General features: G+C 64.1%; 26 protein-coding genes and 1 pseudogene. 18 read left to right on the forward strand and 9 right to left on the reverse strand.

From position 1 onward, the window contains the following. The first annotated feature begins 22 nt into the window (after nt 1-22). Nucleotides 23-2,608 carry an EAL domain-containing protein gene (locus tag GWG67_RS31705; RefSeq protein ID WP_275173443.1) on the forward strand — a complete coding sequence of 862 codons (2,586 nt, stop codon included), beginning with the start codon at nt 23-25 and terminating at the stop codon, nt 2,606-2,608. A gap of 28 nt (nt 2,609-2,636) precedes the next feature. Here GWG67_RS31705 and GWG67_RS31710 read toward each other — a convergent pair whose 3' ends face one another. Beyond that, the gene (locus GWG67_RS31710) at nt 2,637-3,440 is read right to left on the reverse strand and encodes an isocitrate lyase/phosphoenolpyruvate mutase family protein (protein WP_275173445.1); all 804 of its coding nucleotides are present in this window, start codon (nt 3,438-3,440) and stop codon (nt 2,637-2,639) included. Nucleotides 3,441-3,497: 57 nt separating this feature from the next. Beyond that, nucleotides 3,498-4,676: an alpha/beta fold hydrolase gene (locus GWG67_RS31715; protein ID WP_275173446.1), complete on the reverse strand. Its 1,179-nt coding sequence runs from the start codon at nt 4,674-4,676 to the stop codon at nt 3,498-3,500. On the opposite strand from GWG67_RS31715, the gene GWG67_RS31720 reads away from it, so the two are divergent. The 3 genes from GWG67_RS31720 to GWG67_RS31730 all read left to right on the forward strand — a co-directional run bounded on the left by GWG67_RS31720 (nt 4,635) and on the right by GWG67_RS31730 (nt 7,143). Further along, entirely contained in the window at nt 4,635-5,006 is a 372-nt protein-coding gene (locus GWG67_RS31720; protein ID WP_275173448.1) for a MarR family winged helix-turn-helix transcriptional regulator, read from the forward strand. The genes GWG67_RS31715 and GWG67_RS31720 overlap by 42 nt on opposite strands. Before the next feature lie 176 nt (nt 5,007-5,182). Beyond that, nucleotides 5,183-6,556: an HD-GYP domain-containing protein gene (locus GWG67_RS31725; RefSeq protein ID WP_275173450.1), complete on the forward strand. Its 1,374-nt coding sequence runs from the start codon at nt 5,183-5,185 to the stop codon at nt 6,554-6,556. Nucleotides 6,557-6,687: 131 nt separating this feature from the next. Further along, on the forward strand, nt 6,688-7,143 hold the full coding sequence (locus GWG67_RS31730) for a hypothetical protein (RefSeq protein WP_275173451.1): 456 nt from the start codon (nt 6,688-6,690) through the stop codon (nt 7,141-7,143). A gap of 76 nt (nt 7,144-7,219) precedes the next feature. Here the strand turns inward: GWG67_RS31730 and GWG67_RS31735 are convergent, their stop codons facing one another. The 4 genes from GWG67_RS31735 to GWG67_RS31750 all read right to left on the reverse strand — a co-directional run bounded on the left by GWG67_RS31735 (nt 7,220) and on the right by GWG67_RS31750 (nt 9,410). Further along, nucleotides 7,220-7,642, reverse strand: coding sequence for a hypothetical protein (locus GWG67_RS31735; RefSeq protein ID WP_018454312.1), 423 nt, complete (start codon nt 7,640-7,642; stop codon nt 7,220-7,222). 22 nt (nt 7,643-7,664) lie between these two features. Continuing rightward, on the reverse strand, nt 7,665-7,952 hold the full coding sequence (locus tag GWG67_RS31740; protein ID WP_245287890.1) for a hypothetical protein: 288 nt from the start codon (nt 7,950-7,952) through the stop codon (nt 7,665-7,667). 124 nt (nt 7,953-8,076) lie between these two features. Next, a complete protein-coding gene (locus GWG67_RS31745) occupies nt 8,077-8,613 on the reverse strand; it encodes a hypothetical protein (RefSeq protein WP_275173453.1) in 537 nt (178 codons plus the stop codon). Between the two features lie 185 nt (nt 8,614-8,798). After that, nucleotides 8,799-9,410: a TetR/AcrR family transcriptional regulator gene (locus tag GWG67_RS31750; RefSeq protein ID WP_275173454.1), complete on the reverse strand. Its 612-nt coding sequence runs from the start codon at nt 9,408-9,410 to the stop codon at nt 8,799-8,801. A 129-nt stretch (nt 9,411-9,539) separates the two neighbouring features. On the opposite strand from GWG67_RS31750, the gene GWG67_RS31755 reads away from it, so the two are divergent. From GWG67_RS31755 to GWG67_RS31770, 4 genes are all read left to right on the forward strand, one after another. Next, nucleotides 9,540-10,769, forward strand: a complete 1,230-nt coding sequence (locus tag GWG67_RS31755) for a cytochrome P450 (protein WP_275173456.1) — start codon at nt 9,540-9,542, stop codon at nt 10,767-10,769. Nucleotides 10,770-10,908: 139 nt separating this feature from the next. Beyond that, the gene (locus GWG67_RS31760; RefSeq protein ID WP_275173458.1) at nt 10,909-14,568 is read left to right on the forward strand and encodes an AsmA-like C-terminal region-containing protein; all 3,660 of its coding nucleotides are present in this window, start codon (nt 10,909-10,911) and stop codon (nt 14,566-14,568) included. A gap of 154 nt (nt 14,569-14,722) precedes the next feature. Then, entirely contained in the window at nt 14,723-15,838 is a 1,116-nt protein-coding gene (locus tag GWG67_RS31765; protein ID WP_275173460.1) for a DUF2336 domain-containing protein, read from the forward strand. A 19-nt stretch (nt 15,839-15,857) separates the two neighbouring features. After that, nucleotides 15,858-16,100, forward strand: coding sequence for a hypothetical protein (locus tag GWG67_RS31770; RefSeq protein WP_275173462.1), 243 nt, complete (start codon nt 15,858-15,860; stop codon nt 16,098-16,100). 50 nt (nt 16,101-16,150) lie between these two features. Here the strand turns inward: GWG67_RS31770 and GWG67_RS31775 are convergent, their stop codons facing one another. Next, nucleotides 16,151-17,050: a LysR family transcriptional regulator gene (locus tag GWG67_RS31775; RefSeq protein ID WP_275173464.1), complete on the reverse strand. Its 900-nt coding sequence runs from the start codon at nt 17,048-17,050 to the stop codon at nt 16,151-16,153. Between the two features lie 252 nt (nt 17,051-17,302). On the opposite strand from GWG67_RS31775, the gene GWG67_RS31780 reads away from it, so the two are divergent. From GWG67_RS31780 to GWG67_RS31800, 5 genes are all read left to right on the forward strand, one after another. Continuing rightward, entirely contained in the window at nt 17,303-18,088 is a 786-nt protein-coding gene (locus GWG67_RS31780) for a carboxymuconolactone decarboxylase family protein (RefSeq protein WP_342761070.1), read from the forward strand. A gap of 168 nt (nt 18,089-18,256) precedes the next feature. Continuing rightward, nucleotides 18,257-18,652, forward strand: a complete 396-nt coding sequence (locus tag GWG67_RS31785; RefSeq protein ID WP_275173559.1) for a cupin domain-containing protein — start codon at nt 18,257-18,259, stop codon at nt 18,650-18,652. A gap of 114 nt (nt 18,653-18,766) precedes the next feature. Further along, on the forward strand, nt 18,767-19,159 hold the full coding sequence (locus GWG67_RS31790; RefSeq protein WP_275173467.1) for a putative quinol monooxygenase: 393 nt from the start codon (nt 18,767-18,769) through the stop codon (nt 19,157-19,159). 13 nt (nt 19,160-19,172) lie between these two features. After that, complete coding sequence (locus GWG67_RS31795) at nt 19,173-19,556, forward strand: DUF1330 domain-containing protein (RefSeq protein WP_275173469.1); 384 nt, start codon at nt 19,173-19,175, stop codon at nt 19,554-19,556. Between the two features lie 238 nt (nt 19,557-19,794). After that, entirely contained in the window at nt 19,795-20,976 is a 1,182-nt protein-coding gene (locus tag GWG67_RS31800) for an MFS transporter (RefSeq protein WP_275173471.1), read from the forward strand. Here the strand turns inward: GWG67_RS31800 and GWG67_RS31805 are convergent. Further along, entirely contained in the window at nt 20,958-21,455 is a 498-nt protein-coding gene (locus tag GWG67_RS31805) for a GNAT family N-acetyltransferase (protein WP_275173473.1), read from the reverse strand. The genes GWG67_RS31800 and GWG67_RS31805 overlap by 19 nt on opposite strands. Nucleotides 21,456-21,618: 163 nt before the next feature. Between GWG67_RS31805 and soxC the strand changes: the two genes are divergently transcribed. Genes soxC through GWG67_RS31825 form a run of 4 tightly spaced genes read left to right on the forward strand, consistent with a single transcriptional unit; the run spans nt 21,619 to nt 24,305 of the window. After that, complete coding sequence (gene soxC, locus GWG67_RS31810; protein ID WP_275173475.1) at nt 21,619-22,890, forward strand: sulfite dehydrogenase; 1,272 nt, start codon at nt 21,619-21,621, stop codon at nt 22,888-22,890. Continuing rightward, nucleotides 22,877-23,425, forward strand: coding sequence for a c-type cytochrome (locus GWG67_RS31815; RefSeq protein ID WP_275173477.1), 549 nt, complete (start codon nt 22,877-22,879; stop codon nt 23,423-23,425). Before soxC ends, GWG67_RS31815 begins: the two co-directional genes overlap by 14 nt. 10 nt (nt 23,426-23,435) lie before the next feature. Then, nucleotides 23,436-23,906 carry a DUF302 domain-containing protein gene (locus GWG67_RS31820; RefSeq protein WP_275173479.1) on the forward strand — a complete coding sequence of 157 codons (471 nt, stop codon included), beginning with the start codon at nt 23,436-23,438 and terminating at the stop codon, nt 23,904-23,906. A 45-nt stretch (nt 23,907-23,951) separates the two neighbouring features. Then, on the forward strand, nt 23,952-24,305 hold the full coding sequence (locus GWG67_RS31825) for a hypothetical protein (RefSeq protein ID WP_275173480.1): 354 nt from the start codon (nt 23,952-23,954) through the stop codon (nt 24,303-24,305). A gap of 26 nt (nt 24,306-24,331) precedes the next feature. Here GWG67_RS31825 and GWG67_RS31830 read toward each other — a convergent pair. Continuing rightward, nucleotides 24,332-24,461: pseudogene (locus GWG67_RS31830) on the reverse strand (N-acetyltransferase); the annotation flags it as partial. Between the two features lie 155 nt (nt 24,462-24,616). On the opposite strand from GWG67_RS31830, the gene GWG67_RS31835 reads away from it, so the two are divergent. Then, the gene (locus GWG67_RS31835) at nt 24,617-25,792 is read left to right on the forward strand and encodes a GAF domain-containing sensor histidine kinase (protein WP_275173482.1); all 1,176 of its coding nucleotides are present in this window, start codon (nt 24,617-24,619) and stop codon (nt 25,790-25,792) included. The last annotated feature ends 96 nt before the right edge of the window (nt 25,793-25,888 follow it).

Consider the following 25,888-nt stretch of genomic DNA (forward strand, 5'->3'; position numbering starts at 1 on the left):
CCCGATGCCTCCGGGTCCAGCGATGTCTGCCTCCGATTGTCCCATGACAGAAACTCCGGAAATGCTGTTGGCCGCGCTCGAACGCGCCGACGAGGGCATCGTCATCGTCGACAGCGCGCATCGCATCACGCATTTCAATGCCGGTGCAGAGCGGATATGGAATCTCGCACGCGCTGAAGTGCTCGGCCGCGATTCCGAAATTCTCACCCTCAAATGCCTTCGGGCCGAACCGTGTGCGGACTTCCGTGACGAGATCAGCCTCGTGCGACACGACGGCAGCCGGATCCGGGCGGCCATCTCGCTTTCATCCATTGCAAGTGGCGGCGTGACCCATCACGTGGTGTTCGCGCGCGACGTCACCGCGGAGGCCGAGCGCCGCGTCAAAATCGGGCTTCTCCACGCTGTCTCCGACCAGACCAACCGCGCGGTGCTCATCACCGACACCGATCAGAACATCGTCTACGTCAATGCCGCCTTCACGACGCTGTTCGGCTACACCAGCGAGGAAGCCGAGGGCCGCCGTGCGAGGGGGCTGATCGCCGGCCGCCACACCGATCGCAAGGCTGTTGCGAAGCTCATCAAGCGCCTGATGGATGGCGGCCACCGCGGCGAGCTCGAGATGCTCGCCTATGACAAGGACGGCGAGGAGATCTGGGTCTGCGCCCGCATCGATGCCTTCCGCGACAGGAAGGGCCAGGTCAAGCACATCTTCGCGCTGCTCGAGGACATCACCGAGACCAAGCAGTTGCGCTCGCTGCAGCAGCTCATCATGGGCGCGCTTGCCGACGAGGTTCCGATCGGCGAGATCGCCGACCGGCTGTGCCGCCGCGTCGAGCAGATCGCGCCCGACGTCGTCTGTTCGCTGCTTCACGTCGATGCCGCGGGATTGATCCATCCGCTCGGCGGCCCAAGCCTGCCCGAGGACTATTCCCGCGCACTGCAGGGCATTGCCATCGGTCCCAATGTCGGCTCGTGCGGAACCGCGGCCTTCTACGGCGAGCCGGTGCTGGCGATCGATCTGGAGACCGACCCGCGCTGGCAGCCCTACAAGGCGATGCCGCTCGCGATTGGCCTGCGCGCATGCTGGTCGACGCCGGTCAAGGCCAAGGACGGACGGGTCATCGCCACCTTCGCCTTCTACTACCGGGAGCCGCGCGCGCCGAGCAATTGGCACCGCCGCATCGTCGAGGCGTGCGTCAATCTCGGCGCCTTCGCGATCGAGCGCAAGGAAGCGCGCGCCGAGATCGCGCGGCTCGCCTATCACGACATCCTCACTGGTCTGCCGAACCGCGCACAATTGCGGCGCCTGATCACCACCGCCATCGATGCCTGCCCGACCGGCAGCCACGTCGCGCTGGCCTTCCTCGACGTCGATCATTTCAAGGACGTCAACGACACGCTCGGCCATGCCGCTGGCGACGAGCTCCTGATCCTGCTCGCGCAGCGCCTGCGCGAGCAGATCGGACCCGAGGATATGCTGGGGCGGCTCGGCGGCGACGAGTTCGTGATCCTGCTGCCGCGGCGCAACGCCGAGGGTGCCGAGCGCGTGGCGGCCGGAATCACCGAAGCGCTGGCCGCGCCGCTGCGGCTCGGCTCCAGGCAGCTGCAGATGTCGGCGAGCATCGGCGTCAGCCTCTATCCCGATCATGCGACCGACATCGACACCTTGATGCAGCAGGCGGACGCGGCCATGTACATGGCCAAGCAGGCGGGACGTTCGACCCATCGCCTGTTCAGCGCCGAGATGAACGGGCTCACCGAGCAGCGGTTGGCCTTGATCGCGGCGCTGCGCCGCGCCGTCGCCGAGGGCACGCTGACCCTCAGCTATCAGCCGCAGATCCGCAGCTGCGACGGCGCAATCCATGGCGTCGAGGCGCTGGCGCGCTGGCACGATGCGGAGCTCGGCGACGTCTCGCCGGCAAAATTCATTCCGCTTGCCGAAGAGTGCGGCCTGATCGAGCAGATCGGCCTGTGGTCGGTGCGCGAGGCCTGCCGGCAGATGGCGAGCTGGCGCCGCGCCGGGCTCGACATTCCATCTGTGTCGGTGAACCTGTCGCCGATCAATTTCCGCAACGTCACGCTGGCCGCGCGGCTCAAGGACATCCTCGCCGAATACGATCTGCCGGCGAATGCGCTGATGCTCGAGATCACCGAGGGCGCGTTCATGCAGGACAGCGTCGCCGCGCTCGAGACGATGAACGCGATCCGGGAGCTCGGCGTCGGGCTTTCCGTGGACGATTTCGGCACCGGCTATTCCAGCCTGAGCCGGCTCGCCCATCTGCCGATCCGCGAGCTCAAGATCGACCGCAGCTTCATGCGCGACATCGAGCGTGACGCTGGCGCGCTCGCAATTGCCACCGCCGTGGTGCGCGTCGGGCAGGGCCTCGGCATGACCGTCGTCGGCGAAGGCGTCGAGACCGAGGCGCAGCGCAAGGTGCTGGCCGAACTCGGCTGCGACGTCGTGCAGGGCTTCCTCTACGCACCCGCGCTCGCGCCCGTCGCCTTCGAGCGCTGGCTGATCGAGCACTGCGCCGAGCAGGCGCGGGCGATGCTGGCTCGTCTCGACATTGCACCGGCCGGCGCGACCGCGGTGAAGCGGTCCGCGTAGAAGCGACTTTGGCCGGTGATGTCCTGGCTCAGGCATCCGGTTGCAGGAACGTGCCGTATTGCTTGGTGGCGGCGACCGCAGCCGCGGCCTGGCCGATTATCCGCATCACTGCCATCATCGGCCACGGCCCAAGGCTCACCCGCCGAACGCCGACGCGAGCCAGATCCGGAATTGCGGGAACGCCTTGTGTCACCATGATGTTGACCGGCAGAGGCGTGAGCTGAACGAACTTTTCAATGAGAGCGAGGTCGGTGAGGCCGGGTACGAAAATTCCGTCGGCGTCGGCCTCCGCATAAACCTTCGCCCGCCTTGCCGCTTCATTCATGCAATCGTCCGGCGATCCGAATTTCAGCAGGAATGGATCCGTTCTCGCATTGATGAACAGTCGAACTCCCAAATCTTTCGCAGCGTCCCGCACCGCCTTGATCTTGGCGGCATGGAGTTCGGGGTTGACGAGTTGCCGCTTTCCCTCCGATAGCCCGTCCTCGATATTGATGCCGACGGCGCCGGCCTTCAAAATCTCGGTCGCCGATCCGGCGGCGGCCTCTGGCGTGTCGCCATATCCTGCCTCCACATCGATTGAGACTGGCACAGACACGGCCGCGGTCATCCGCGACACCAGGCCGGTCACCATGTCGAGCGGAACATTTTCTCCGTCGGCGTATCCAAGTGCGGAGGCGACCGCTCCGCTGCTGGTCGCGATGGCCGGAGAGGTCTTCGCGATGGCTTTGGCGCTGGCGGCGTCCCAGGCGTTGAACAGGACGAGCGGATCGCCCTTCGTGTGAAGGGCATGAAAGGTCTCGGCATATTGCTGCTGTATCTTGGCGTCCATTGCGCGCACTCCAGATTGAAGAACTCAAAGCATGTTGTGGGCTACTGCCCTCTGCGTTCAGTCAGGCGCGTGCGTCTTGAACCAGTCCATGATCAGGCCGGTGACTTCGTCCTCACGCTCGAGGTGCGGGAAGTGCCCGACATCGGGCAGGACGATCCGCTTGTGCGGCCCCTTGAACAGCGGCTCCTCCTTGACCGAGTACCTCGCTGTCGGATCGTTGCTGCCATAGATCGTCAGCGTCGGCGTGTGCATGTTATTGATCGGAAGCCGGCCCGCGAGCCCCGCATCGGTCAGGCCTCCGTAATATTTAAGCGCCGCGGCCATGGTGCCGGGAGAGCTGAGCGTCTCCTTGATCGAACGGATATGCTCGGCATTGTTGAACGTCGGCGACCACAGCTTCCAGAGATAGTCGACGAAGGGAAGTCCCTCGGTGTTGACCGCCGATACCGCGCCGGGCAGCTGGAAAAAATAGACATGGAAGACCGCTCGAACGAGCTCCGGATCCCGTCTGATGCTCGAAATTGTAATCGGATGTGCGGTGTTCATGACCACGGCGGCCTTGAACGCCGATGGCGCCGTGGCCAGCGCCTGAAAGGTCGAGGTGCCGCCCCAATCCATGCCGACGACGCGTGCCTGTCCGTCGTCGCTCAGCGCGGCGATGAGGGCTTCTAGATCTTTGCCCAGTGCGATGGGATCGAAAACGCCGTCCGCCGGAATCTCTGTCGGCGCATAGCCGCGCAGGAACGGCGCGACCGCACGGTACCCCGCATCCGCGAAGACCTGCAACTGCTTTCGATACGACCAGGCATTGTCGGGAAAGCCATGCAGGAACATGACCAGGGGGCCGTCGCCCTGTTCGAGATAGGCGAAGCGCACGCCGTTGGCCTGCACGTATTTCAAGGCGGGTTCAACGCCGCTGGCATTCGCTTGTCGTGCCACGCTCCCGATATTCATCGTCATTCTCCTTGTCATCGTACCCCTGCGACCAGAAACATGTGCGGAGCGCACATATTCGTCAAGTTGTTTTTTGTGCGCTCCGCACATATTGTCCGGCTCATGGAAAATGGAATCGCAAATTTGCTGGGCGCGCTTTCGCTCGCCGTCATGGATCGGATCGAGCAGGGCGCGCGCGAGGTCATCGGCCGCGGCGGCGAGACGCCTGCCGCACTGGTCGTCATCGGCTATGGCCAGGGCATGACCAACGACAAGCTGCGGCGGATCCTTGGCCTGTCGCATTCAGGAACGGTCCGGCTGGTGGACCGTCTGGTGTCGGATCGGCTGGTCGAACGTCGGCCCGGACAGGACGGCCGCGAGGTTGCTCTGCACCTGACGGCGAAGGGCGCCGCAACCCGCAACGACTTGATGACGTCGCGCATTTCGGCCGTCGCGTCGCTTCTGGATGTGCTGTCGCCCGCTGAAACGAAACGACTTGAAGCGCTGCTCCATGAGTTGTTGGCTCGGCAGGATACGTCCGAGATGGATCGCTTCACGATCTGCCGCATGTGCGACGACAGCGTTTGTACGAATTGCCCCTTGCCCACAGACAAGGGCAAACGCGCTCGCTAGCGGGCGCTCTCGCGATGGCCACGGAACTTTGCCGTGCAGGCGAGGGCGATCTCGGAGACTTCTTGTCGACGGATCGCTCGCGAACAACCTCCTGTTAATCCTCTGGTGTTCAGTTGATCGACTGGTGATGTGATCCGCCCTGTTCACTGGCCGCACCAGTCCCGGAGCCCCCGTCAATGGACCCCATTCCGCACGCCCCCAAGCCGCTCGATCAGATCACGCTTTCCGAATTGCTGGGTGCGCTGAGCCACGCGCTCGATCTCTCGGAGGGGCAGCCGGCCGGACATTGCGTGCGATGCAGCCGCATCGGCGTCATGATCGGCAGGGAGATCGGCCTCGGCGAGGACGAGATCGTCGAACTTTACTACGTACTGTTGCTGAAGGATCTCGGCTGCAGCAGCAACGCTGCGCGCATCTGCGAGCTGTATCTGACCGATGATCTCTCCTTCAAGCAGGATTTCAAGCTCATTGACGGCAGCCTGCCGCAGGCGCTGCGCTTCGTGCTGGGCCATACCGGGCTGAAGGCCGGTCTGGCCGAACGGTTTCGCGCCATCGTCAATATCTTCCAGAACGGCGGCGAGATCGCTCGCGAACTGATCGAGACGCGCTGCCATCGCGGCGCCGACATCGCCCGCAAAATGCGCTTCTCCGAACCGGTCGCGGAGGGCATTAAGAATCTCGATGAGCATTGGGATGGGGGCGGCAAGCCGCTCGGCATTCGCGGCGCGGCCATCCCGATTTACTCCCGCCTCGCCTTGTTGGCTCAGGTGGTCGATGTGTTCTACATCGCGAACGGTCCCGAAGCCGCCCTTCGTGAGGCCCGGAATCGAGCGGGCACCTGGTTCGATCCAGACCTGGTTGCCGCTTTTGAACGCATCGCGGCGCAGCCTGGATTCTGGGACATGCTTGGCACTGAAGACGGGCCCGAGACTGTTCCTCTGCTGCCGCAGCAGGCGAGCGCGCCGGTGGATGAGGACTATCTGGATGACATCGCGGCGGCCTTCGCCCAGGTGGTCGATTCCAAAAGTCCCTACACCAGCGGCCACAGCGAGCGCGTCACGCTTTTTACCGACATGATCGCGGAGCAGCTGGAGTTCACTGCCGAGCGCCGACGCTGGCTCAAGCGTGCCGCGCTTTTGCATGACATTGGCAAGCTCGGCGTCAGCAACGCAATCCTCGACAAGCCGGGTAAGCTTGACGATTTCGAATGGGAGATCATGCGCAAGCATTCCGCGCATTCGGAAGCGATCCTGTCGCGCATCGGCGCGTTTGGCGATCTCGCTCCGATCGCCGGGGCGCATCACGAGCGGCTGGACGGCAAAGGCTATCCCCGTGGGCTCGCGGGAGACCAGATCTGCCTGGACACCCGAATCATCACGACCGCGGATATCTTCGATGCGCTGACCGCGGAACGGCCGTATCGGGCCGCGATGCCAGTGACGAAAGCTCTTGCGATCATGTCGGAGATGGTCGGCACCCAAATAGACGCAGACTGCTTTGCGGCCCTTCGCCGGGCTCTTGGACGCGTGGACGAGACGCTCGCGGCTTGACGAGGGTCCGGCGTCATCCGGCTTGCAACGTCCGGTGAGCCGACCGGGAGCAACCGCGCGTTCACGTCGCGGAAAGGAACGTCCGGCGCTTCTCCACGTTGTCGGCCGTCGAGCGCAAACCGGTTCATACGATGAAAAAGATCGCCACCATCCTTGTGATGCTCTGTAGCTTGCCGGCCGCTGCCGGTGCGGAGAGCTGGAGTGGCTATCGCATTCCCGAAACCGGGACCAGCGTCGACATCCCTTCGTCCATCTTCACCGAGCAAGCCGGCCGGCCGGACGGCTACGGCATGCAGTACCGGACCAGCGACGGCCGTGCGGATCTGACGGTGCAGGCCGTTCCGAACGAAGGCAGCTCACCTGCGGCTTTCCTGGCGCGGAAGAATCCGCCCTCCGGCATTACCTACAAGCGTATCACGCCGCGCTTCTTCGTGGTCTCCAGCACCCGCGGCGGCAAGATCTGGTACGACCGCTGCAACTTTGGCCGCCGCTACGTGCATTGCGTGCTGATCAACTATCCGGCCGCCGAGAAGCGGCAGTGGGATGCTGTCGTGACCCGCGTCAGCCGCACGCTGAGCGGCGGTTGATCCGTTCACAAAGAAAAACCTGCTCACAAAGAAAAAACTGCCCGCAGGTTGCGGGCAGCAGTGTCGTGAGGATGTTTCAGCGCACGTTTGTCGATGTCGTCGACATGGTCGGCTTGGAGCCTGGCACGTGCGACATGGTCTTGGTGGTGGACCCGACCTCCTCGCCCGCCTTCACTTTCGTGCGGGTGTGGGAGCGGCTGAACGTACCACCCTCATGCGCCTGCGCGCGCGCATTGGAATTGAGCACCGGACCGTTGCCCTTGTTCATGCTGGTGCCGGACTGCGCCTTGCCGTTGGCGGACGCGGCGCTGCCGCCGGCTGCAATCGAGGAGCCGGTCTGTCCGGAGCCCGACGTCGACGTGCCGCCGGTGCCGAGCGTGCTGGCCGAGGTGCCGCCGGCCGCAGCCGAGCCCCCGGTGCCGCCGGTCATGCTGGTTTGCGCCGACAACGGAGAGGCGGCGGCGAGCAGGAGTGCGACCGACGAGGTCGCGATTAACATTCTCATCTGTGAAATCCTTTTGTTATGGCGACGATGTCGAGATGGTGCAGCCGTTGACTGTGACGGTGCTCGCGCTGGTCGAACCGGGGCCGCCGGCCGTCGAGGACGAACTCGACACGTTGCCGCCGCCAGCCTGGACGTGCACCGACGATCCGCCGGCCGAGCTCGAGCTCGACAGCGAGCCGCTCGATGAGGTCGAGCCGGTTGTGCCCGAACCCGATGATCCCAGCGCGGTGATGCTGCCGTCAGGATGTTTTTCGACCGTGACCCGGCAGGTTTCGCCGGATGCGGTCTTGCCGGTTTTCTGCATGGTTTCCCCCACAGCGGCGCTGCTTATCAAAGTCAAAACTGCGATCGCAACGATTGATCTGTTCATGCCAGTCCTCCTCCAGCAGAGAAAAGGGAGCGGCGTATTGGCCGCTCCCCGGGTCGGACTAATTCTTGTCCTTCTTCATCTCGTCCTTGTGGTGACCTTTGCCCTTTTCCATGCCCATGTCGCTGGCATGTCCCGCGGAGGAGCCGGCCGCTCCCACAGTCGAGCCGCTCTTGCCGCCGCCCGCGGACGAGCCGCCGGTGCCGACTGTCGATGCCGAGTTGGAGCCGGAGCCTGCCGCAGAGCCGCCCGTGCCGACGCTGGACGAGCTCTTGCCGCCGCCCGCTGACGAGCCGCCGGTGCCGAGCGTCGAGGCGGAGCCTGAGCCGCTGCCTGAGCCCGCGGCAGAGCCGCCGGTGCCGACGGACGAACTGCTGGTGCCGCCGCCGGCCGACGAGCCGCCGGTGCCAAGCGTCGAGGCCGAGCCCGATCCGCTGCCCGAACCCGCCGATGAACCGCCCGTGCCGACGGTCGAGTTGCTGGTGCCACCGCCGGCTGACGAGCCGCCAGTGCCGACGGTCGAGCTCGACTGCGCCACGGCGAGCGCCGTACCGGCCAGCAGCGCAGCTGCGGCCGCAGACAATTTCAGAATCCTCATCGCTGTCTCCTCCAATGATCAAATTGCCAAAACAGGCTCGGGATAAAGTGGCAGGCCACCGAAACGTTCCTTGGATCGGTATGACGATGTGGAAAATGCGCGCGTATGATCGTGGTCAAGTTCCAGCTGCGAAGCGCAGCGGACTGATGACGAGCGGGAACAGCGAAGTTACGAAAAAGGGCGCGCTAGTCCGACGACAATCCCGTCCTGCGCCGCAGATCCGTGATCGCGCGCAGAAAGCTGTCGGCCGGCGTCGTCTCCGGATCGATCAGGCGGTGCAGACGAAAGCCGTCTTCCAGCGCCAGCACGACGGAGGCCATCCATGGCGGATTGAGCGTGTCGCCTTTCGCGTTGCTCTTCAGCGTGGCCTCGACGATGTCGGCGACCAGCTTGCGCCGCGCGCGCAGGCGTTTTGCAAGTTCGGGCCGGCGCTTCTCGGCGCGCGCGACAAACAGGATCATCTCCATGTGCAGCAGTGGCGAGCGGCCGAGCGGGTCTTGCCGGGTGCGATCCATCGCCTTCAGCGCGGCGATGAAGTCGTCGAGATTGTCGTGCTGCGCGAGGATGTCCATGTTGCGCCGGATCGACTGCGCGACATGGTCCTCGAGCATGGCAATGATCAGTTCGTCCTTGCTCTTGAAGTTGGAATAGAACGCGCCCCGGCTGAAGCCGGCCGCCGCCGCGATCGCCTCGATGCTGGCGCCGCCGATGCCGTCCTGCTCGAACACGCGCGCGGCCGCCTCGAACAGCTTGTCGCGCGTGTCGTCCCTGGTCGGCCTGGTTCTCACCCTTGACATCGGAGCAGTTTAGGGCAGAATGCAACTCGATACAACAATGTATCGAGTTGATAATTCAGGGATGGTTACGCTGCGCAAGAGGGGCTGCCCGGCGTATGCGATTCATGCGGCAACCGATATGAGGTCACCATGAACGAGCACGTGCAAGGCACCGGCGGTCCGTTGTTCAATCCGCTGTCGCCCGACTTCATCCGCGATCCCTATCCGCATTATGAGCGGCTCCGCGCGATCTTTCCGATTCACGTGACGCCGTTCGGCCAGTTCGTCACCAGCCGCCATGCCGATGTCAGCCTCGTGATGCGCGACAAGCGTTTCGGCAAGGATTTCGTCGACCGTTCCAAGCGCCGCTATAGCGAGAAGATCATGGAGGAGCCGGTCTTCCGCAGCATGAGCCACTGGATGCTGCAGGCCGATCCGCCCGACCACACCCGCCTGCGCGGTCTCGTCGTGAAGGCCTTCACCGCCCGCCGCGTCGAGGACATGCGGCCGCGCATCCAGCAGATCGTCGACCAGACCATCGATGCCGTGATCGACCGCGGCCACATGGACCTGATCGAGGATTTCGCCTTCCGCCTGCCTGTGACCATCATCTGCGACATGCTCGGCATCCCCGAGGACCATCGCGAGACATTCTATAACAGCTCGCGCGACGGCGGACGGCTGCTCGACCCCGTGCCGCTCTCGCCGGAGGAGATCGCCAAGGGCAACGCCGGCAACATGATGGCGCAGATGTATTTCCAGCAGCTGTTCGAGCTGCGCCGCCGCAACCCCGGCGACGATCTCATCACCCAGTTGGTGCAGGCCGAGGAAGACGGCAACAAGCTCACCAACGAGGAACTGACCGCCAACATCATCCTGTTGTTCGGCGCCGGCCACGAGACCACGGTCAATCTGATCGGCAACGGCCTGCTGGCGCTGCATCGCAATCCGGACCAGCTCGCGCTTTTGAAGGCGCGGCCGGAACTGATGGTGGGCGCGATCGAGGAGTTTCTGCGCTACGATTCCTCGGTGCAGATGACCGGGCGGGTCGCGCTGGAGGATATCAACGATGTCGGCGGCGCCAAGATCCCGAAGGGCGAGACCGTGCTCTGCCTGCTGGGCTCGGCCAACCGTGACCCGGCGGTCTATCCTGACCGCCCCGACCGGCTCGACGTCACCCGCCAGAATGTGAGGCCGCTGTCGTTCGGCGGCGGTATCCATTTCTGCCTGGGGGCGCAATTGGCGCGACTCGAGGCCGAGATCGCCATCGCCACGCTGTTGCGTCGGCTGCCGGATCTGCGCATCGACGACGTCGAAAACCCGGAATGGCGGCCGACCTTCGTGCTGCGCGGCCTGAAACGGCTGCCTGCGAGCTGGTGATAGCCGCCGGCGTTAACCTCCGCGCGCAACAGTCGCTGTGACTTCGCCACACTTCCCCCTATATAAGGGGCTGTTCCGGTACGTCTGAGGCCCTGCGGCTCAGGCAAGGCCCGCATCCGGTTTGGCCGAGGGGAGACCCGTGCAGACGACGCTGCTCGGATTGGCGATTGCCTTTATCTTAGCGCTGCTGGCCGCTCTGATCGGGCCTTACTTCGTCGACTGGAACCAGTTCAGGCCCCAGTTCGAAGCGGAGGCCGGCAGGATCATCGGCGTGCCGGTGCGGGTGGTGGGCGAACTCGACGCGCGGCTGTTGCCGGCGCCGACGCTGCGGCTGCGCGGGGTCACCTTCGGCGGCAACAACGATCTCGGTCGCCTGCGCGCCGACAAGCTCGACGTCGAATTCAGCCTGAGCTCCCTGATGCGCGGCGAATGGCGCGCCACCGAGCTTTCGGTCAACGGCATGGCGGTCGATCTCGGCCTCGACGCGCGCGGGCGGGTCGATTTGCCCTCCACCGCGAGCGGCAGCTTCAATCTGGCTTCGCTGGCGATCGAGCGGCTGAACCTCACCGGCCGCATCGCCCTGCATGATGCCGCCAGCCGTTCGACGCTGGAGCTCAACGACATCGCCTTCTCCGGCGACGTGCGCTCGCTGGCCGGCTCGGTCCGTGGCGACGGCAGTTTCACCGCCGCTGGCGTCCGCTATCCATTCCGCGTCTCCTCCGGCCCGAGCGCCGATGGCAACGCCACCCGCCTCCATCTCAACATCGATCCCGGCGAGCGTGCGATCCTGGCCGATCTCGAAGGCGTGCTTGCCTTCGACAACCGCCTGCCGAAATTCGAGGGCGCGCTGACGCTCGCGGTGCCGGCGCCGAAGAAGCCGGGCGAGGCGGGGCCGATGCCCTGGAAGCTCACCACAAAACTCAAGGCCGATCCGGCCGGCGCCAAGTTCGAGCAGATCGACGCCAGCTTCGGCACCGAAGATACCGCGCTGAAGCTCGGCGGCGTCGGCGATATCAGGTTCGGCGCTTCGCCGCTGCTGCGTGCGGTGCTGTCTGCGCGCCAGGTCGATGCCGACAAGTTCACGGCGAAGGACGCTAGCGAGCCGCAGCGCATCCTCCCGGCGCTCCGCGCAGGGCTCGCCGCAATCCCGCAGGCGCCGATCCCGGCGCAGATCGAGTTCAACTCCGACCAGATCATGCTCGGCGGCCGTCCGCTCCAGAACATCACGGCCGAGCTTGCGACCGACGGACGATCCTGGACCTTCCAGCGGCTCGAGCTGCGCGCGCCGGGCCAGACGCAGCTCTCGCTCAACGGCGCCACGCCCGGCGCCGACAGCTTCAGCGGCCGTCTCAGCGTCGATTCCTCCGATCCCGATACGCTGGTGGCATGGCTCCAGGGCCGCAGCGAGATCAACCGCCGCAGCACGCGGCCGCTGCGCCTTGCCGGCGACGTGACCATCGCCGCCAACCATTTCGCCATCGACAGGCTGAAAGCCGAGATCGAGGGCGGCGCGGTCGAAGGCCGCATCGCTTTCGTCCAGACCGGCGCGAGCAAGGGCTCGCGGATCGACGCGGAGCTCAAGGCCGACCGCCTCGACCTCGATGCCGCCGCAAGTTTTGTGCGCGCGCTTTCGGGGCCCCAAGGCGAATGGCCGGAGGAAGCGAAGCTGTCGCTCGATATCGGCCGCGCGATCTCGGCCGGGCAGGAGTTGCGGCCGTTCACCGCGAAACTCGGCTACGGGCCCGCATCGCTCTCGCTGGAGCAATTGCGGTTCGGCCAGGCCAGTGGCGTGACCACGGAAGCGAGCGGCAGTTTCGACCGCGCCAAGGCGACGGGCAAGCTCGCGCTGAAATCCTCCGCCAATTCGCTGCGCGATCTCACCGCACTTATGGAGCCGTTTGCGCCTTCGGTGCGCGCGCGCTTCGACGCCATCCCGACGCTGCCAGGTGCGACCCGCCTCAAGCTCGACCTCAGCCTCGACAAGAACGCCGAGCACGCCGATCGCAACGATGCGCGCGCGGTGATCGAGCTCGACGCGCCGCAGCTCAAGGCCACCGCGACGCTGGCCGCGCAGACGCCGGTGGCCGCCGTCAACGGCATCGACATCGAGCGCTTGCGCAACAGCGACTTCACGCTGGATTCGAAAGTCTCGACACCGCAGGCCAGTTCACTGCTGGCGTTGCTCGGGCTCGATCGCGTGGTGGCCGCAGGGGAGGGCGCTTCGCAGTTCGAAGGCCGCTTGAGCGGTGCGTGGCGCCATCAGCTGCAATTGAATGCAAAGCTCAGCGGCGGCGGGCTGGACGCGGACGCACAAGGCAACGTCGAATTGTCCGAGCCGAAAGGCAGCGTGAATTTGCGCGTGCGCAATGCCAATCTGGCGCCGCTGTTCGGGACCAGCCCGGCCGATAAATCCATGCAGAGCGTCAATCTATCCTCGCGCGTTGGCCTCTCCGGCAACCGCCTGACCTTCAACGATCTCGACAGCACACTGGCCGGCTCACATTTGCGGGGGCATCTGGCGGTGACGCTCGATCAGGAGAAGACCGTCGACGGCGAAGTCGGCCTCGATACGCTCGACCTCGTGCCGGCGCTCGCGATGGCCATCGGCGCGGCCGGACACGATGCCAATGCGCCGTTGAGTGCCGGGCTTCTCGGCGGCTGGCGCGGCCGCGTCGCCTTCCAGGCGTTGCACGGCACGTTGCCCGGCGGCATCGAGCTGCGCCCCTTCGGCGGCACGATCCGGAGCGACGGTCAGTCGCTCGCTCTCGACGCAATGAAGGGCGGCGTCGGCGGCGGCGAGATGTCGGCGAGCCTCGATGCGCGCAATGGCGCCAATGGTCTGACGTTGAACGCGCGCATCGAGCTCGGCAAAGTCGACGCGGCGGCGCTACGCTATCGCGACCTCGCGCTGCCGAAGGGACGCGCCTCGGCGCAGATGGCGCTGACCAGTCAGGGCCGCAGCGTCGCGGCGCTCACCGGCGCGCTCGCCGGAAACGGCACGGTGACGCTCGAATCCGCTGAAATCTCCGGCCTCAATCCGCGCGCCTTCGAGATCGCCATCCGTGCCAGCGACGGCGGCCAGGTTGCCGACGACAACCGGCTGCGGCAGTTGGTCGAGCCCGCACTGTCGGCGGGTCCGATTGCAGTGGCCTCGGCGCAGATCCCGTTCACGATCCGCGACGGGCGCCTGCGCGTCGGCGCAACGTCGCTGGAGGCGAAGAACGCGCGTGCCATCGTCTCCGGCGGCTACGACATCCCCGCCGACCAGGCCGACATCCGCGCCAGCCTGACGCCGATCATGACCGGGCTCTCCGGCGCACCGCCGGAAATCCAGCTGTTCGCGGCCGGTCCCCCCGACAGGCTCAATCGCACCGTCGATCTCGGGCCGCTGTCGTCGTGGCTCGCGGTGCGCACGATCGACCGCGAGACGCGCCGCCTGGACGCCATCGAGCGCGGCGAGCCGCCGCCGGCCACCGCCGCACTGCCGACGCTGGTCTCGCCCGATCCGGCGCCGGAGCCGTCGCTGCTGGACGTGCCGATGCCCGGCCGCGATCCGCGCCGTGCGCCGCCGCCGAAACCCAAGGCCGATATCAGGGTTGCGCCGACGCCGAAGGCGCCGCAGGCTGCTCCCGCAGCGCCAAGCCCTCCACTCACAAGCCCTCCACTGACAAGCCCGCCGCTCGCAAGCACGCAGATCGCGCCGTTGCCCCCGCCGATCGACGTCAGGCCGGCCCCCGGCCCGCCGCCCGCAAAGCCCAAGCCAAAGCCGCCGCTGGTCCTGACGCCGTCGAATCCTTGACTGTTTCCCTGGCTTTTTAACGAATTTTGCTCGGCAAAACTGATCTGACGACTTTACCGGATTCTCGCGTTTGTTCCCTAGTCTCTGGTCCCAGAGGAACTCGGCGTCCTGCCGGCACAAGCAGGATGGCTAGCCAAGAACTGGGGTCATCGGGATGAACGGCGCGACAACACTTCTGCAGGATCTGGACGACGCGATCGCACGCGGCACCGACGAAAGCCGGACCAAGGCGCTGTGGCACGCGACCGACATTCTGATCACCGGCCGCTACAGCGACGACGAGATCAGCACGTTCGGCGAAGTCATCGGTCGGCTCGCCGACGAGATCGAGGTTGCTGCGCGCGTGCAACTCTCCGAGGTCATGGCAGCCTGCGATCACGCTCCGCTCAATGTCATTGCGCAACTCGCGACCGCCGACGAGATCGAGGTCGCCGGTCCCGTACTGCGCGACTCCAATCGTCTCGACGAGAAGCTGCTGGTCGAGAGCGCCATGACCAAGAGCCAGTTGCATCTGCTCGCGATCGCCCAGCGCAAGTCGATCGGCGAGGCCGTCACCGACGTGCTGGTCAAGCGCGGCGACCAGGAGGTCGTGACCTCGGTTGCCAAAAACGAGGGCGCGCGCTTCTCCGGTTCGGGCCTGCTGCATATGGTGCGCCGCGCCGAGGGTGACTCGATCCTCGCCGAGCAGCTTGGCCTGCGCAAGGACGTGCCCCGTCACATCTTCCAGCAACTGATCTCGAAAGCGTCGGAGGACGTCCGCCGCCGGCTCGAGCACGAGCGCCCGGAAATGATGGCGCAGATCCAGAGTTCGGTAAGCGACGTCACCGGCGATCTGCACTCCAAGTTCGGCCCGTCCTCGCGCAGCTATTTCGTCGCCAAGCGCGTGGTGACGACGCAGTACCGGCAGGGCAACCTCAACCAGGATTCGATCTCGAACTACGCGCGCCAGCACCGCTTCGACGAGGTGCAGATCGGCCTGTCGCTGCTGTCGTCGCTGCCGGTCGACGTGATCGAGCGGGCGATGATGGACCGCAACCGCGAGATGATCCTGGTGCTGTGCAAGGCCCTCGATTTCTCCTGGGACACCACGATGTCGCTGTTGTTCCTCGGCGCCAAGGATCACCTGATCACGGCGCGCGAGCTCCACGACAACGAGCGCGATTTCGGCAAGCTCAAGATCGAGACCTCGCGCAGCGTCTTGAAGTTCTACCAGTCGCGCAAGACCGCGGGTGTCGACGCGGGCCGTCAGCCCGAGCTCCAGGTACACTGAGCGAGAGGGAGTATCTGCAATGTTGCCTCAATTCGGCACCGCCGTTCGCAAGAAGAACCTCAACAAGGCCGCAGCCGGCGAGATCGGCGGCGGAGCAGCGGACCAGGCCTCGGTCGATGCCGCCTGGCTCGTGCTCGAAGCCGCCAACGACCTCGGCGACCACGCTGCGATCGAAGCCTGCCGCCGCGTCCTCGACGCCGAGCTGAACGGCACGGCGGCCGGCAGCGCGGATGTCGATCTCGTGTTGGGGTATTTCAGATAACAGTCCTGCCCGGCCGAGGATTGTCAGGCGCCGTGAGCGGTTGTGAGATCCTACTTGCCGCGATATCGAAGAGCCTCGACGAGCAGCGAGAATGCCGGTGAAGGTTGGCGCCGACTGGGATAATAAAGGTGGTAACCCGAGAACGGCGGACACCAATCCGACAGCGCCCTGATCAGCCGGCCCTGCGAGATGTATGGCTGCACGTGCCCCTCCGTGAGGTAGGCAAGTCCCAGGCCCTTTAGAGCTCCCTCGAGAAGAAGCCCTGCGCTGTTGAACACAAGCTGTCCTTCCACGCGCACGTTGAGCTCCCGCCCGTTCTTCTCGAACTCCCAGGCGTACAGGCTGCCGCCGTGGGTCGGAAGGCGCAGGTTCAGACAATTGTGGCCGGTTAGATCCTGAGGCGTCCTGGGCCGCTTGCGTTCGGCGAAGTAGGACGGCGACCCCACGACGGCCATTCGCAGATCAGGGCTGACGCGTACAGCGATCATGTCCTTGGCGACGAGCTCGCCGGGACGAATGCCCGCGTCGACCTGCTGCGCCACGATGTTGGTGAGCCCGTAATCGATGATCACCTCGACGTGAATGTCTGGATATTGGGGAAGAACCTTCCCCAGCGCCGGCAGCAGGATCTCGGCGGCGGCGTACTCCGTTGCCGTCAAACGCACGGTTCCAGCGGGCTTTTCTCGGAGCTCACTCAGCGCAGCGAGATCAGCATCCATCTCGGTGAATTTGGGCCCGACGCTCGCGAACAGCCGTTCTCCGGCTTGAGTTGGCGTGACACTCCGGGTCGTTCGGTTGAGAAGACGGACCCCCAGCCGCTCCTCCAACTTTCGGATGATCTGGCTCAGCGCCGATTGCGTCATGCCAAGCTTGGCTGCGGCACGCGTGAAGCTGCGTTCCCTCGCCACGGCGAGGAAGGCCAGGATATCGCTGGCGTCGTCCCGGTTCATTGATAAGCCCGTCTTATGACTGCATGCGGATTTTATCACCTAATCGGACGGAGGCGGAAGCCTTAGTTTCCCATCAACATGAGCGGCACTTGATCTTCTCTTCGCCCGAGGGCTCGCCAGCCCTGCGCTCGTTGATCGCAGCCTGACGCGATTGAACGTCCGGGTTTCTCGTGAGCGCGGGCACCGTGCTCTGCGCAGCACTCGTCGCCTTGTGGCTGATGGTGCACCCGACAACCTGGAAGGATACTCGCGATGAGAACGCTCGCAGCGGCCTTGTTTTCGATCTGCCTATTTGCTGACGGCCCGGTGGCGGCCCGAGACGGATCCATCGAAGGAGCAAAGACCATGTCAAAGCCGGTAGACGTCCGCGCGGTCGCGCCAGCTCTCGAAGGCTACGCGCAAAAATTCGTCCACGGCGATCTGTGGAAGCGACCGGCTCTCTCGCCTCGGGACCGCAGCATCGTCACCGTCGCGGCTCTCATCGCCCGAGATCAGAAGGTGGAACTGCCATACTATCTAGGTCTCTCGCTGGACAATGGCGTGAAGCCGTCGGAGATATCGGAGATCATCACGCATCTGGCCTTCTACACCGGCTGGGCCAACGCGATTGATGCGATCCCGGCTGCGAAGGAAGTCTTCGAGAGCCGCAACATCGGGCCCGATCAGCTTCCCCCGGCGTCGGGGCCGCAACTGCCGCTCGACGAGGCGGCGGAGAAGCAGCGGGCAACGCGCGTCGGAGAGCAGTTCGGGCAGATCACGCCCAGCCTTGTCCAGTTTACGACCGACGTGCTGTTCCGCGACCTCTGGCTCAGGCCGGCGCTGGCTCCGCGCGACCGCAGCCTGGTTACCGTGAGCGCGCTGATCGCCACCGGTCAGGTCGCGCAGATCACCTACCATTTGAACCGCGCCATGGACAACGGGTTGACTCGTGAGGAAGCGGGCGAGGTGCTCGGCCATCTCGCCTTCTACGCCGGTTGGCCTAGCGCTTTCTCCGCGGCGCCGGTGGTCAAGGACGTCATCGAAAAGCGACCGCGCTGAGGGAATGACAATGCCCGGTCGACAATCCTGTTCGCGAGCCGCCACGAGCGGACGCATGCCGTGGTGACGCGTAGAGACATCCTCGTTGGCGGAAGCGCCCTCGCCGGCGCGGGAATTCGACTGGCGCCGGCGCTCGCGTCCGAAGCACTGAAGGAGACTGCAATGGACATCGACATCAAGAGAAACGGGTCCCGCCCTTCCCAGAAGGGCCCCGAACACTGGTTCACCGGGACGGTGCGTATCGACCCACTGTTCGCGGCTCCCGAGCCCGCACGCGTCAGCGGCGCTCAGGTCACTTTTGAACCCGGCGCACGCACGGCCTGGCACACGCATCCGCTCGGGCAGACGCTGATCGTGACGGCCGGACTGGGCTGGGTGCAGCGAGAGGGCGGGCAGATTGAGGAAATCCGCGCCGGCGACGTCGTGTGGTTTCCGCCGGGCTTGAAACATTGGCACGGAGCGACGCAGACCACCGCAATGACGCACATCGCCATTCAGGAATCCGTCAACGGAAAGAACGTCGATTGGATGGAGAAGGTCGCCGACAACCAATATCTGAAGTGAGATCTGCGATGCGCGGGTGCGACAGCGATGAACTGTACGATATCGCCAAAGCCGCAAGCACCCTTCGAGCAATCCAAATCAGGTAGGGCCAGTGAAGCTTCTGAGGGGGAGAACATGAAGAAGAAGCAGCTTTTCTCGTACGGCCTATCGATGCTCGCCGCTGTATTCGCCGGCGGCGTCGTCGCCCAACAGGCGGACGAACGATATGTCCAGGTGGCGGAAATCGAGATCGATCCCGTCCAATTGGACGGCTATAGGGCTGCGGTGCAGGAACAGATCGACGCAGCAATTCGCAAGGAGCCCGGCGTCCTGGTGCTCTACGCCGTTTCCGAAAAAGACAACCCGGCCCACGTCAAGGTTTTCGAAATCTACCGGGACAGGAGCGCCTACGAAGCTCATCTCGGAACAGATCATTTCAAGAAATACAAGACGACGGTTGAGAAGATGGTGAAGTCGCTCAAGCTGATACAGGCAACCCCGATCGTGCTCGGCGCCCAATCGAAGTGAGGATAGAATCGACATGAACAACTCGATCGCGATGGTCGCGGCGCTGGCGGCCGGAATCGGTATCGGTAGCTTCGGCGTTCAGACTCTTCATGCGCAGGCGAAGCCGCCCGTCTATATGATCGAAGATAACACGGTAATCGACCCCGAGGAGTTCGCGAAGGAATTCGCTCCTCTAGCGCGTGAAAGCCTCAAGACGTACGGGGGACGGTATCTAGGAGGCGGCAGTGGCCTTTCAGTCGACGGAGATCCGCCGGAGGGGCGTGTCGTTCTTGGCCAATGGGACTCGGTCGAGCAAATGACGAAGTGGCGACATTCGCCGGAATACACCGCCGCGCGTGCCATGGGCGAGAGGTATGGTCGTTTTCGCATCTTTGCGGTCGATGGCTTGTCCAAGTGACCAAATTCCAACCGGTTCCAGCGGACGTCGGATCTCATCATTCATCGGCTTAGTGTCGTCGTGCTGGCGACAGAAACGTCCGTGAGATCCCCATGTTCATGGTCGGCGCAGGACGGACGAACCGTCGAATGAATGGAGAAGGTGAGTGACGAGCAGTACCGAAATGTAAGGCCCCGCATCCCACCCCACATCCTCCAATCGGGGCGAACGCGCGCGCCAATCATTAGGAGAGGTTTTCATGAGCGTACAACTCGCTCGAAGCAACGAGGCGCTGTCGCGCGGTCCGGCATGGAGTGCAGTGTTTGCGCTGACCCTCTGCGTCGGGACCTTGATTGCGTCCGAGTTCATGCCGGTCAGCCTGCTCACCCCCATCGGGACCAATCTCCACATGACCGAGGGGCAGGCGGGCCAGGCCATCGCGGTCTCCGGGCTGTTCGCCGTCTTCACCAGCCTTGCGATCTCCTCGGTGACGCGGGGCATCGATCGACGTATTGTTCTGCTTGGCCTCACCTCGGCGATGATCGTATCGGGACTAATGGTGGCGCTGGCGCCCAACGCGCTGGTGTTCATGGCAGGGCGCGCGCTGATCGGGATCGTCATCGGCGGGTTCTGGTCCATGTCGGCGGCTACCGTGATGCGCCTTGTGCCGGAGCCGCAGGTCGCGGCCGCGCTTAGCCTCCTCAATGGTGGCAACGCGCTGGCGACCACGATCGCCGCGCCGCTCGGGAGCTTCCTCGGTCAGTTCATCGGCTGGCGAGGCGCCTTCTTCTGCGTGGTCCCGCTCGCGATCGTCACTCTGGTCTGGCAATACGCCACATTGCCCTCGATGCCCTCCGAGCGCAGTGCCGCGGGGAACGTATTCGGGTTGCTTCGCCGGCGGGCGATCGGCATTGGGATGCTCTCGGTCGCTCTCCTGTTCATGGGCCAGTTCGCGCTTTTCACCTATTTGCGGCCATTTCTAGAGACCGTGACGCGCGTAGACGTCTCGACGCTCTCGGCCATCCTGCTCGTGGTCGGCGTCGCGGGCCTGCTGGGGACTTACCTCATCAGCTTCCTTCTGCGGCGGGGCCTGCAAGGACTTCTGATCGGGATGCCGCTTGCTATGGCTGCCCTTGCCCTCGGCTTGATCGCCTTCGGAGGTTCAACCGTTGTGGTCACTGTGCTGCTGGCCGGTTGGGGCCTCATCGGCACGGCCGCACCGGTCGCTTGGTGGACCTGGATGAGCAGGGCGCTGCCTAAGGATGCGGAGGCGGGCGGCGGCCTGATGGTCGCGGTGATCCAGCTCGCCATAACGGCGGGCGCATCCCTAGGAGGGTTCTTGTACGACAGCAGTGGATACCGGAGCGCTTTCATTGCCGCCGCCGTCGTGCTCTGCGGCTCCGGACTTCTTGCTTTTGGGATCTATCGCCGAATACGGTAGATCACGACCTCTTCGCCGTGACGGATCGTGCTTCGCTCGAGGAGATAGTTGGACTTCTCCAGGACGCGGCGCGATGCGCCATTGCCGACATAGACCAGGCCGATCAGAGACGGCAGCTCGTAGTGTAACAGTCCGATATCCGTCAGCGCCGTGGCGATCTCGCTTGCAAGTCCGCGGCCCCAGAATTCGCGCTTGAACGCATAGGCAATCTCGATCTCGTCGATTTCGTCCACCAGGATGTGCCGGATGCCCGCTCGCCCGGCGAATGCGCCGTCTTTCGTTCGCAGCACCCACAGCCCGAAGCCATGCTGGTCCCAATGCGCGATATTCGCATCGAGATAGGTCTTGGTCCTCTCCGCCGAACGGACGCCGCCGAGATAGCGCGACACGTCCGCATCGAGATGCAATGCGACGAGGTGCGCGAGGTGATCCTCACGAAGCCTCTCGGCAGTCAGGTTCTCGGTGCTGAAATGATCCATGGACCCGGATAGAAGCTTTCGGAGCATGGCAGGATGACGCGCCTTCGCCGCCCCCTCATGATTTCTAACACATCCTAACGGGCAATTTCGGCGGCATCCGGTCAATGTCCCCATGGAAAAGCGGTGGAATTTCCAAATCAGCACGAAGGCCGACGGAGATTGCATGACGTCCAAAACGCAAATCGAATCACTGCAACGGCGCGCGAGCGTCTCGCGCCGCGGTTTTCTGGGAGGCCTGTCGGCGGGCGTTCTGGGGGCGGTTGCGACCGAAGCGGCGGCCGCGCAAACGCTGGCCGAAATCCCTGATCGCGGGCCCGGCGCCGATCTCGGTGCGCACAGCGAACGATCGCGGTTCGTCAAGATCGATCGCATTCCCGAGGCGGGACCAGGCAAGCGCAACGTCGACCCCAGTGATGCCATCAACTCCAAGACGCCGCATCAGAAGCTGGTGGGCAATATCACACCAACCGATCTGCATTACGAGCGCAGCCATTCCGGGGTGCCGGACATCGATCCCGCGCAGCACCATCTGCTCATCCATGGCCTGGTTCAGAAGCCGCTGGTGTTCAGCGTCGACGATCTCAAGCGGATGCCGTCGGTCACGCGCGTGGTCTTTATCGAATGCACCGGAAACGGCTGGGAAAACTGGAAGAAGGCAGACCCTGACCTGACGGTGCAGAACACGCATGGCCTCGTCAGCACCAATGAGTGGACTGGCGTTCCGCTGAAGTTCCTCATTGGTCTCGCGGGCAAGGAGAAGAACTCGAACTGGATGCTCGCGGAGGGAGGCGACGGCGCGGGCGTCGACCGCAGCATTCCGTTGACCGACGAAATCGTGAACGAGGCCTTTGTCGCCTACGGTCAGAACGGCGAACCACTGCGCCCCGCGCACGGGTTTCCAATGCGACTGGTGATGCCGGGTTTCGAGGGCAACCTCAACATCAAATGGCTGCGCCGTCTCAAGTTCGGCACTGAGCCCTTGATGACCCGCTGGGAGACGGCGCGCTACACGCAGCTGCTCGCCAACGGCAAGGCCCGCCAGTTCCAGCTGAGGATGGAAACCAACTCCGTCATCACGCAGCCCTCGGGCACGATGCAGATCCAGCCCGGCTACAACATTATCTCCGGTCTCGCCTGGAGCGGCCATGGCAAGATCGCCAGGGTCGAGATATCGACTGACGGCGCGAAAATCTGGAAACAGGCGCAGCTGAATCAGCCGGTGCTGTCGAAGGCCCAGGTTCGATTTCAGATGGATTGGGTCTGGGACGGTAAGCCGACAAGGATCGTGAGCCGCGCGACCGACGAGCAAGGCAACGTTCAGCCGGACCGGCAGTCCTTCATCGCCGCGATGGGGACCAATGCGCTGTTCCACTACAACGCCCAGCAGACCTGGAGCATCGACGAGGCCGGGAGGGTCCGCAATGTCCTCGCATAATAATCGGCTTGTCGCTGCGGCTCTCGCGCTCGGCCTGCTCGCGGCGCCCGCATCTGCATTCGATTTCGGCCGTCCCGCGACTCCGGAGGAGATCAAGCTATGGGACATCGACGTGACACCCGATGGCAAGGGGCTGCCTGTCGGCAGCGGCACGGTTGCGCAGGGTAAGCAGGTCTTCGCCGACAATTGCACGGCCTGTCATGGCGACAACGGCCAGGGCGGGATCAAGGATCGTCTGGCCGGTGGGCAGGGCACACTCGCCTCCAGCGCGCCGGTCAAGACCGTCGGCAGCTTCTGGCCCTATGCGACGACCTTGTACGACTACATCCACCGCGCGATGCCATATCCCACACCGGGTTCGCTCAGCACCGACGACACCTATGCCGTCACGGCCTACATCCTGAGTCTGAATGGCATCGTTCCTCCCGACGGCAAGGTTGATAAGGACAGCTTGCCGAAGATCAAGATGCCCAACCGCGACGGCTTCATTCCGGACCCGGAATTCGATCCGGCAAAACTATTCCGCAAGAAATGAGCGTGTGATCATGAGGGTTTCGGCGCTGCTCAAGATCCTCGTTCTGGTTGCTGCGACATGTTTATGGGAGACCCAAGCAATGGCCGTCGACGGACTGATCACGATCAGGAGCAGTTTCGGCCCTGAAGAGACGATGAAGCGGCTGGAAGCCGAGGTGACGGCCAAGGGTCTCACAATATTCGCCCATGTCGATCATGCCGCGGGCGCCGCCGCTGCCGGTCTGCCGTTGCGCCCGACCAATCTCATCATCTTCGGGAACGCAAGGGGTGGTACGCCATTGATGCAGCAGTCGCAGACCAGCGGCATCGATCTGCCGCTGAAGGCGCTGGTCTGGCAGGACGAACAAGGCGCGACCTGGCTGTCCTACAATGATCCGGCGTATATCGCCGGGCGTCACGGCATCGGCGAGCCGGCCAAGGCTGCAATTGTCACTATGACGGCGGCCCTGCACGCGATCGCGACCAAGGTCACCGCCCCCTAGCGCAATGGGACGACCGCGCGACGCGTGCGCCATGAGGAGAGATCCATGAACAGCACAGACGGGCAACCGGAATCACCCGCTCCCGGGGACGGCAAGATCGCCAGATGGGCGGTCATAGCGGTGTTATGCGCCCTCCTCGTCGGTGCCGGCGCGCTCGGCTATCTCGGCTGGTTCAGCACGACAACGGAGGTGCCAGCGTCGGGGTATGTCGCACTGGTGCTCGGTGTCGTGTTTTCGCTGGTCGTCGGCATCGGCTTGATGGCGCTGGTGTTCTACAGCAGCCGCAAGGGTTATGACGAACCGGCGGTGCTGATCCGGGAGCCGGAGAGCGATTCGAACGAAGAAAGCGTCAGCTCAGGCTCCACCACACCGAGCGAGCGCACCGAGAGAGTCCGCTGAGCCGGATGCTCGCTTCGAATCCCGGGGGTCTTCGTCCTCTCCGCCGGACGCACGCCGCCGAAATATCGGGACACCTCGGCATGGAGATGCAATGCGACGAGGTCGGCCAGGTGATCCTCACGAAAGCCTCTCGGCGCTTAGCCTGCCAATACTCAATTGTTCCGTTGGGAACAGATAGCCGTTTCAATGGTGGAGAGTCGTGGAACATTGACGCGGAATAACTTGGCTGGCAGTGCTTTTCACCGTGGCAAGGACGCGCTTTAGTTGGGGTGACGGTCTCCCCGGGGCGAATGTTCTGAAGCGGAGTGGCAATGGATTTCGAGCGCGACATAGCCAAGGTCAGCGGAATCGCTGCGGTCTCGACCATCCTGGACGTGGTCAGCCGGACCACCGGCATGGGGTTTACCGCCGTTGCCCGCGTCACCGAGGACAGGTGGATCACGTGTGCCTCGCGTGACGAGCTTGCGTTCGGGCTGAAACCCGGTGACGAGCTCAAGGTCGAGACCACGATCTGCCATGAGATCCGGCAGAGCCGTGACGCCGTCGTCATCGAGAATGTCAGCGAAGACGCCGCGTACTGCACGCATCACACACCTGCGCAATATGGCTTCCAAAGCTACATCTCCGTGCCGATCATTCTTCCCGACGGTTCATTCTTCGGAACTCTTTGCGCCATCGATCCGAAGCCGCGCAAGCTTCGGACCCCCGAGATCATCGGCATGTTCAAGCTTTTTGCGGAGCTGATCGCGTCTCATCTCGATGCGGCCGAGCGCGTCGAGCTGATCGAGAACCGGCTCGCGCTGGAACAACGCAATGCCGAACTGCGCGAGCAGTTCATTGCCGTGCTCGGTCACGACCTCAGAAACCCTCTTGCCTCGATCCAGGGCGGCCTGCGGCTTCTGAACAAGAAGGTCGATGACGAGGGCAAGAACTGGATCAACCTGCTGCAGGGAAGCGTGGCCCGGATGGCGGGCCTGATCGACAATGTCATGGACTTCGCCCGCGCGCGGCTCGGCTCCGGGATGCAGCTCAAGCTGAAAGAACAGCCGCTCGAGCCTGTCATCAAGCAAATTGTCGCGGAGTTCGAGAACGTGCATCCGGATCGTGTGATTGAAACGGTGGTCAACGTTCCGGTGAGTGTGAGGATCGACGCCGACCGCATAGGTCAGATGCTGTCCAATCTTCTCGGCAACGCGATTTCCTATGGCGCCGCCGACGAGCCGATCAGGGTGCTGGCGCAGACGACCGAAGCCGGCTTCGACATCAGCGTTATCAACAAAGGCGCGCCAATTCCGGCTGATGCGATCCCGCGCCTCTTCACTGCGTTCGATCGTGGCGACGTTCTGCCGAACCAGAAGGGGCTTGGGCTCGGATTGTACATCGCCCAGGAGATCGCGCGTGCCCATGGCGGGTTGATCGCCGCGTCGTCGATGCGGGATGAAACGGTGTTCACCGCGTCGTTCCCGGCAACACAGGCCAGCGGCTGAGAAGGCGTGCCACGCTCCAGTATCTGGCCGTCACCGAGCGTCTGGCCAATTCTCGGACAATGCCATCATGCGCCTGTTTTGCCCGACGGCGCAACC

Origin of the sequence: Bradyrhizobium sp. CSS354 (genome assembly GCF_029051725.1) — a bacterium.
Taxonomy (GTDB): domain Bacteria; phylum Pseudomonadota; class Alphaproteobacteria; order Rhizobiales; family Xanthobacteraceae; genus Bradyrhizobium.

Bases quoted from the DNA above. Each gene is read 5' to 3' on its own strand.
- GWG67_RS31720 (WP_275173448.1), top strand. From the start codon at position 4,635: ATGACCAACGACAAGCTGCGGCGGATCCTTGGCCTGTCGCATTCAGGA.
- GWG67_RS31820 (WP_275173479.1), top strand. From the start codon at position 23,436: ATGAGGGTTTCGGCGCTGCTCAAGATCCTCGTTCTGGTTGCTGCGACA.
- GWG67_RS31835 (WP_275173482.1), top strand. From the start codon at position 24,617: ATGGATTTCGAGCGCGACATAGCCAAGGTCAGCGGAATCGCTGCGGTC.
- GWG67_RS31710 (WP_275173445.1), bottom strand. From the start codon at position 3,440: ATGGACGCCAAGATACAGCAGCAATATGCCGAGACCTTTCATGCCCTT.
- GWG67_RS31755 (WP_275173456.1), top strand. From the start codon at position 9,540: ATGAACGAGCACGTGCAAGGCACCGGCGGTCCGTTGTTCAATCCGCTG.
- GWG67_RS31745 (WP_275173453.1), bottom strand. From the start codon at position 8,613: ATGAGGATTCTGAAATTGTCTGCGGCCGCAGCTGCGCTGCTGGCCGGT.
- GWG67_RS31740 (WP_245287890.1), bottom strand. From the start codon at position 7,952: ATGCAGAAAACCGGCAAGACCGCATCCGGCGAAACCTGCCGGGTCACG.
- GWG67_RS31725 (WP_275173450.1), top strand. From the start codon at position 5,183: ATGGACCCCATTCCGCACGCCCCCAAGCCGCTCGATCAGATCACGCTT.
- GWG67_RS31730 (WP_275173451.1), top strand. From the start codon at position 6,688: ATGAAAAAGATCGCCACCATCCTTGTGATGCTCTGTAGCTTGCCGGCC.
- GWG67_RS31800 (WP_275173471.1), top strand. From the start codon at position 19,795: ATGAGCGTACAACTCGCTCGAAGCAACGAGGCGCTGTCGCGCGGTCCG.
- GWG67_RS31795 (WP_275173469.1), top strand. From the start codon at position 19,173: ATGAACAACTCGATCGCGATGGTCGCGGCGCTGGCGGCCGGAATCGGT.
- soxC (WP_275173475.1), top strand. From the start codon at position 21,619: ATGACGTCCAAAACGCAAATCGAATCACTGCAACGGCGCGCGAGCGTC.
- GWG67_RS31805 (WP_275173473.1), bottom strand. From the start codon at position 21,455: ATGGATCATTTCAGCACCGAGAACCTGACTGCCGAGAGGCTTCGTGAG.
- GWG67_RS31715 (WP_275173446.1), bottom strand. From the start codon at position 4,676: ATGCGACAGGCCAAGGATCCGCCGCAGCTTGTCGTTGGTCATGCCCTG.
- GWG67_RS31735 (WP_018454312.1), bottom strand. From the start codon at position 7,642: ATGTTAATCGCGACCTCGTCGGTCGCACTCCTGCTCGCCGCCGCCTCT.
- GWG67_RS31750 (WP_275173454.1), bottom strand. From the start codon at position 9,410: ATGTCAAGGGTGAGAACCAGGCCGACCAGGGACGACACGCGCGACAAG.
- GWG67_RS31780 (WP_342761070.1), top strand. From the start codon at position 17,303: ATGAGAACGCTCGCAGCGGCCTTGTTTTCGATCTGCCTATTTGCTGAC.
- GWG67_RS31765 (WP_275173460.1), top strand. From the start codon at position 14,723: ATGAACGGCGCGACAACACTTCTGCAGGATCTGGACGACGCGATCGCA.
- GWG67_RS31815 (WP_275173477.1), top strand. From the start codon at position 22,877: ATGTCCTCGCATAATAATCGGCTTGTCGCTGCGGCTCTCGCGCTCGGC.
- GWG67_RS31770 (WP_275173462.1), top strand. From the start codon at position 15,858: ATGTTGCCTCAATTCGGCACCGCCGTTCGCAAGAAGAACCTCAACAAG.
- GWG67_RS31825 (WP_275173480.1), top strand. From the start codon at position 23,952: ATGAACAGCACAGACGGGCAACCGGAATCACCCGCTCCCGGGGACGGC.
- GWG67_RS31790 (WP_275173467.1), top strand. From the start codon at position 18,767: ATGAAGAAGAAGCAGCTTTTCTCGTACGGCCTATCGATGCTCGCCGCT.
- GWG67_RS31775 (WP_275173464.1), bottom strand. From the start codon at position 17,050: ATGAACCGGGACGACGCCAGCGATATCCTGGCCTTCCTCGCCGTGGCG.
- GWG67_RS31705 (WP_275173443.1), top strand. From the start codon at position 23: ATGTCTGCCTCCGATTGTCCCATGACAGAAACTCCGGAAATGCTGTTG.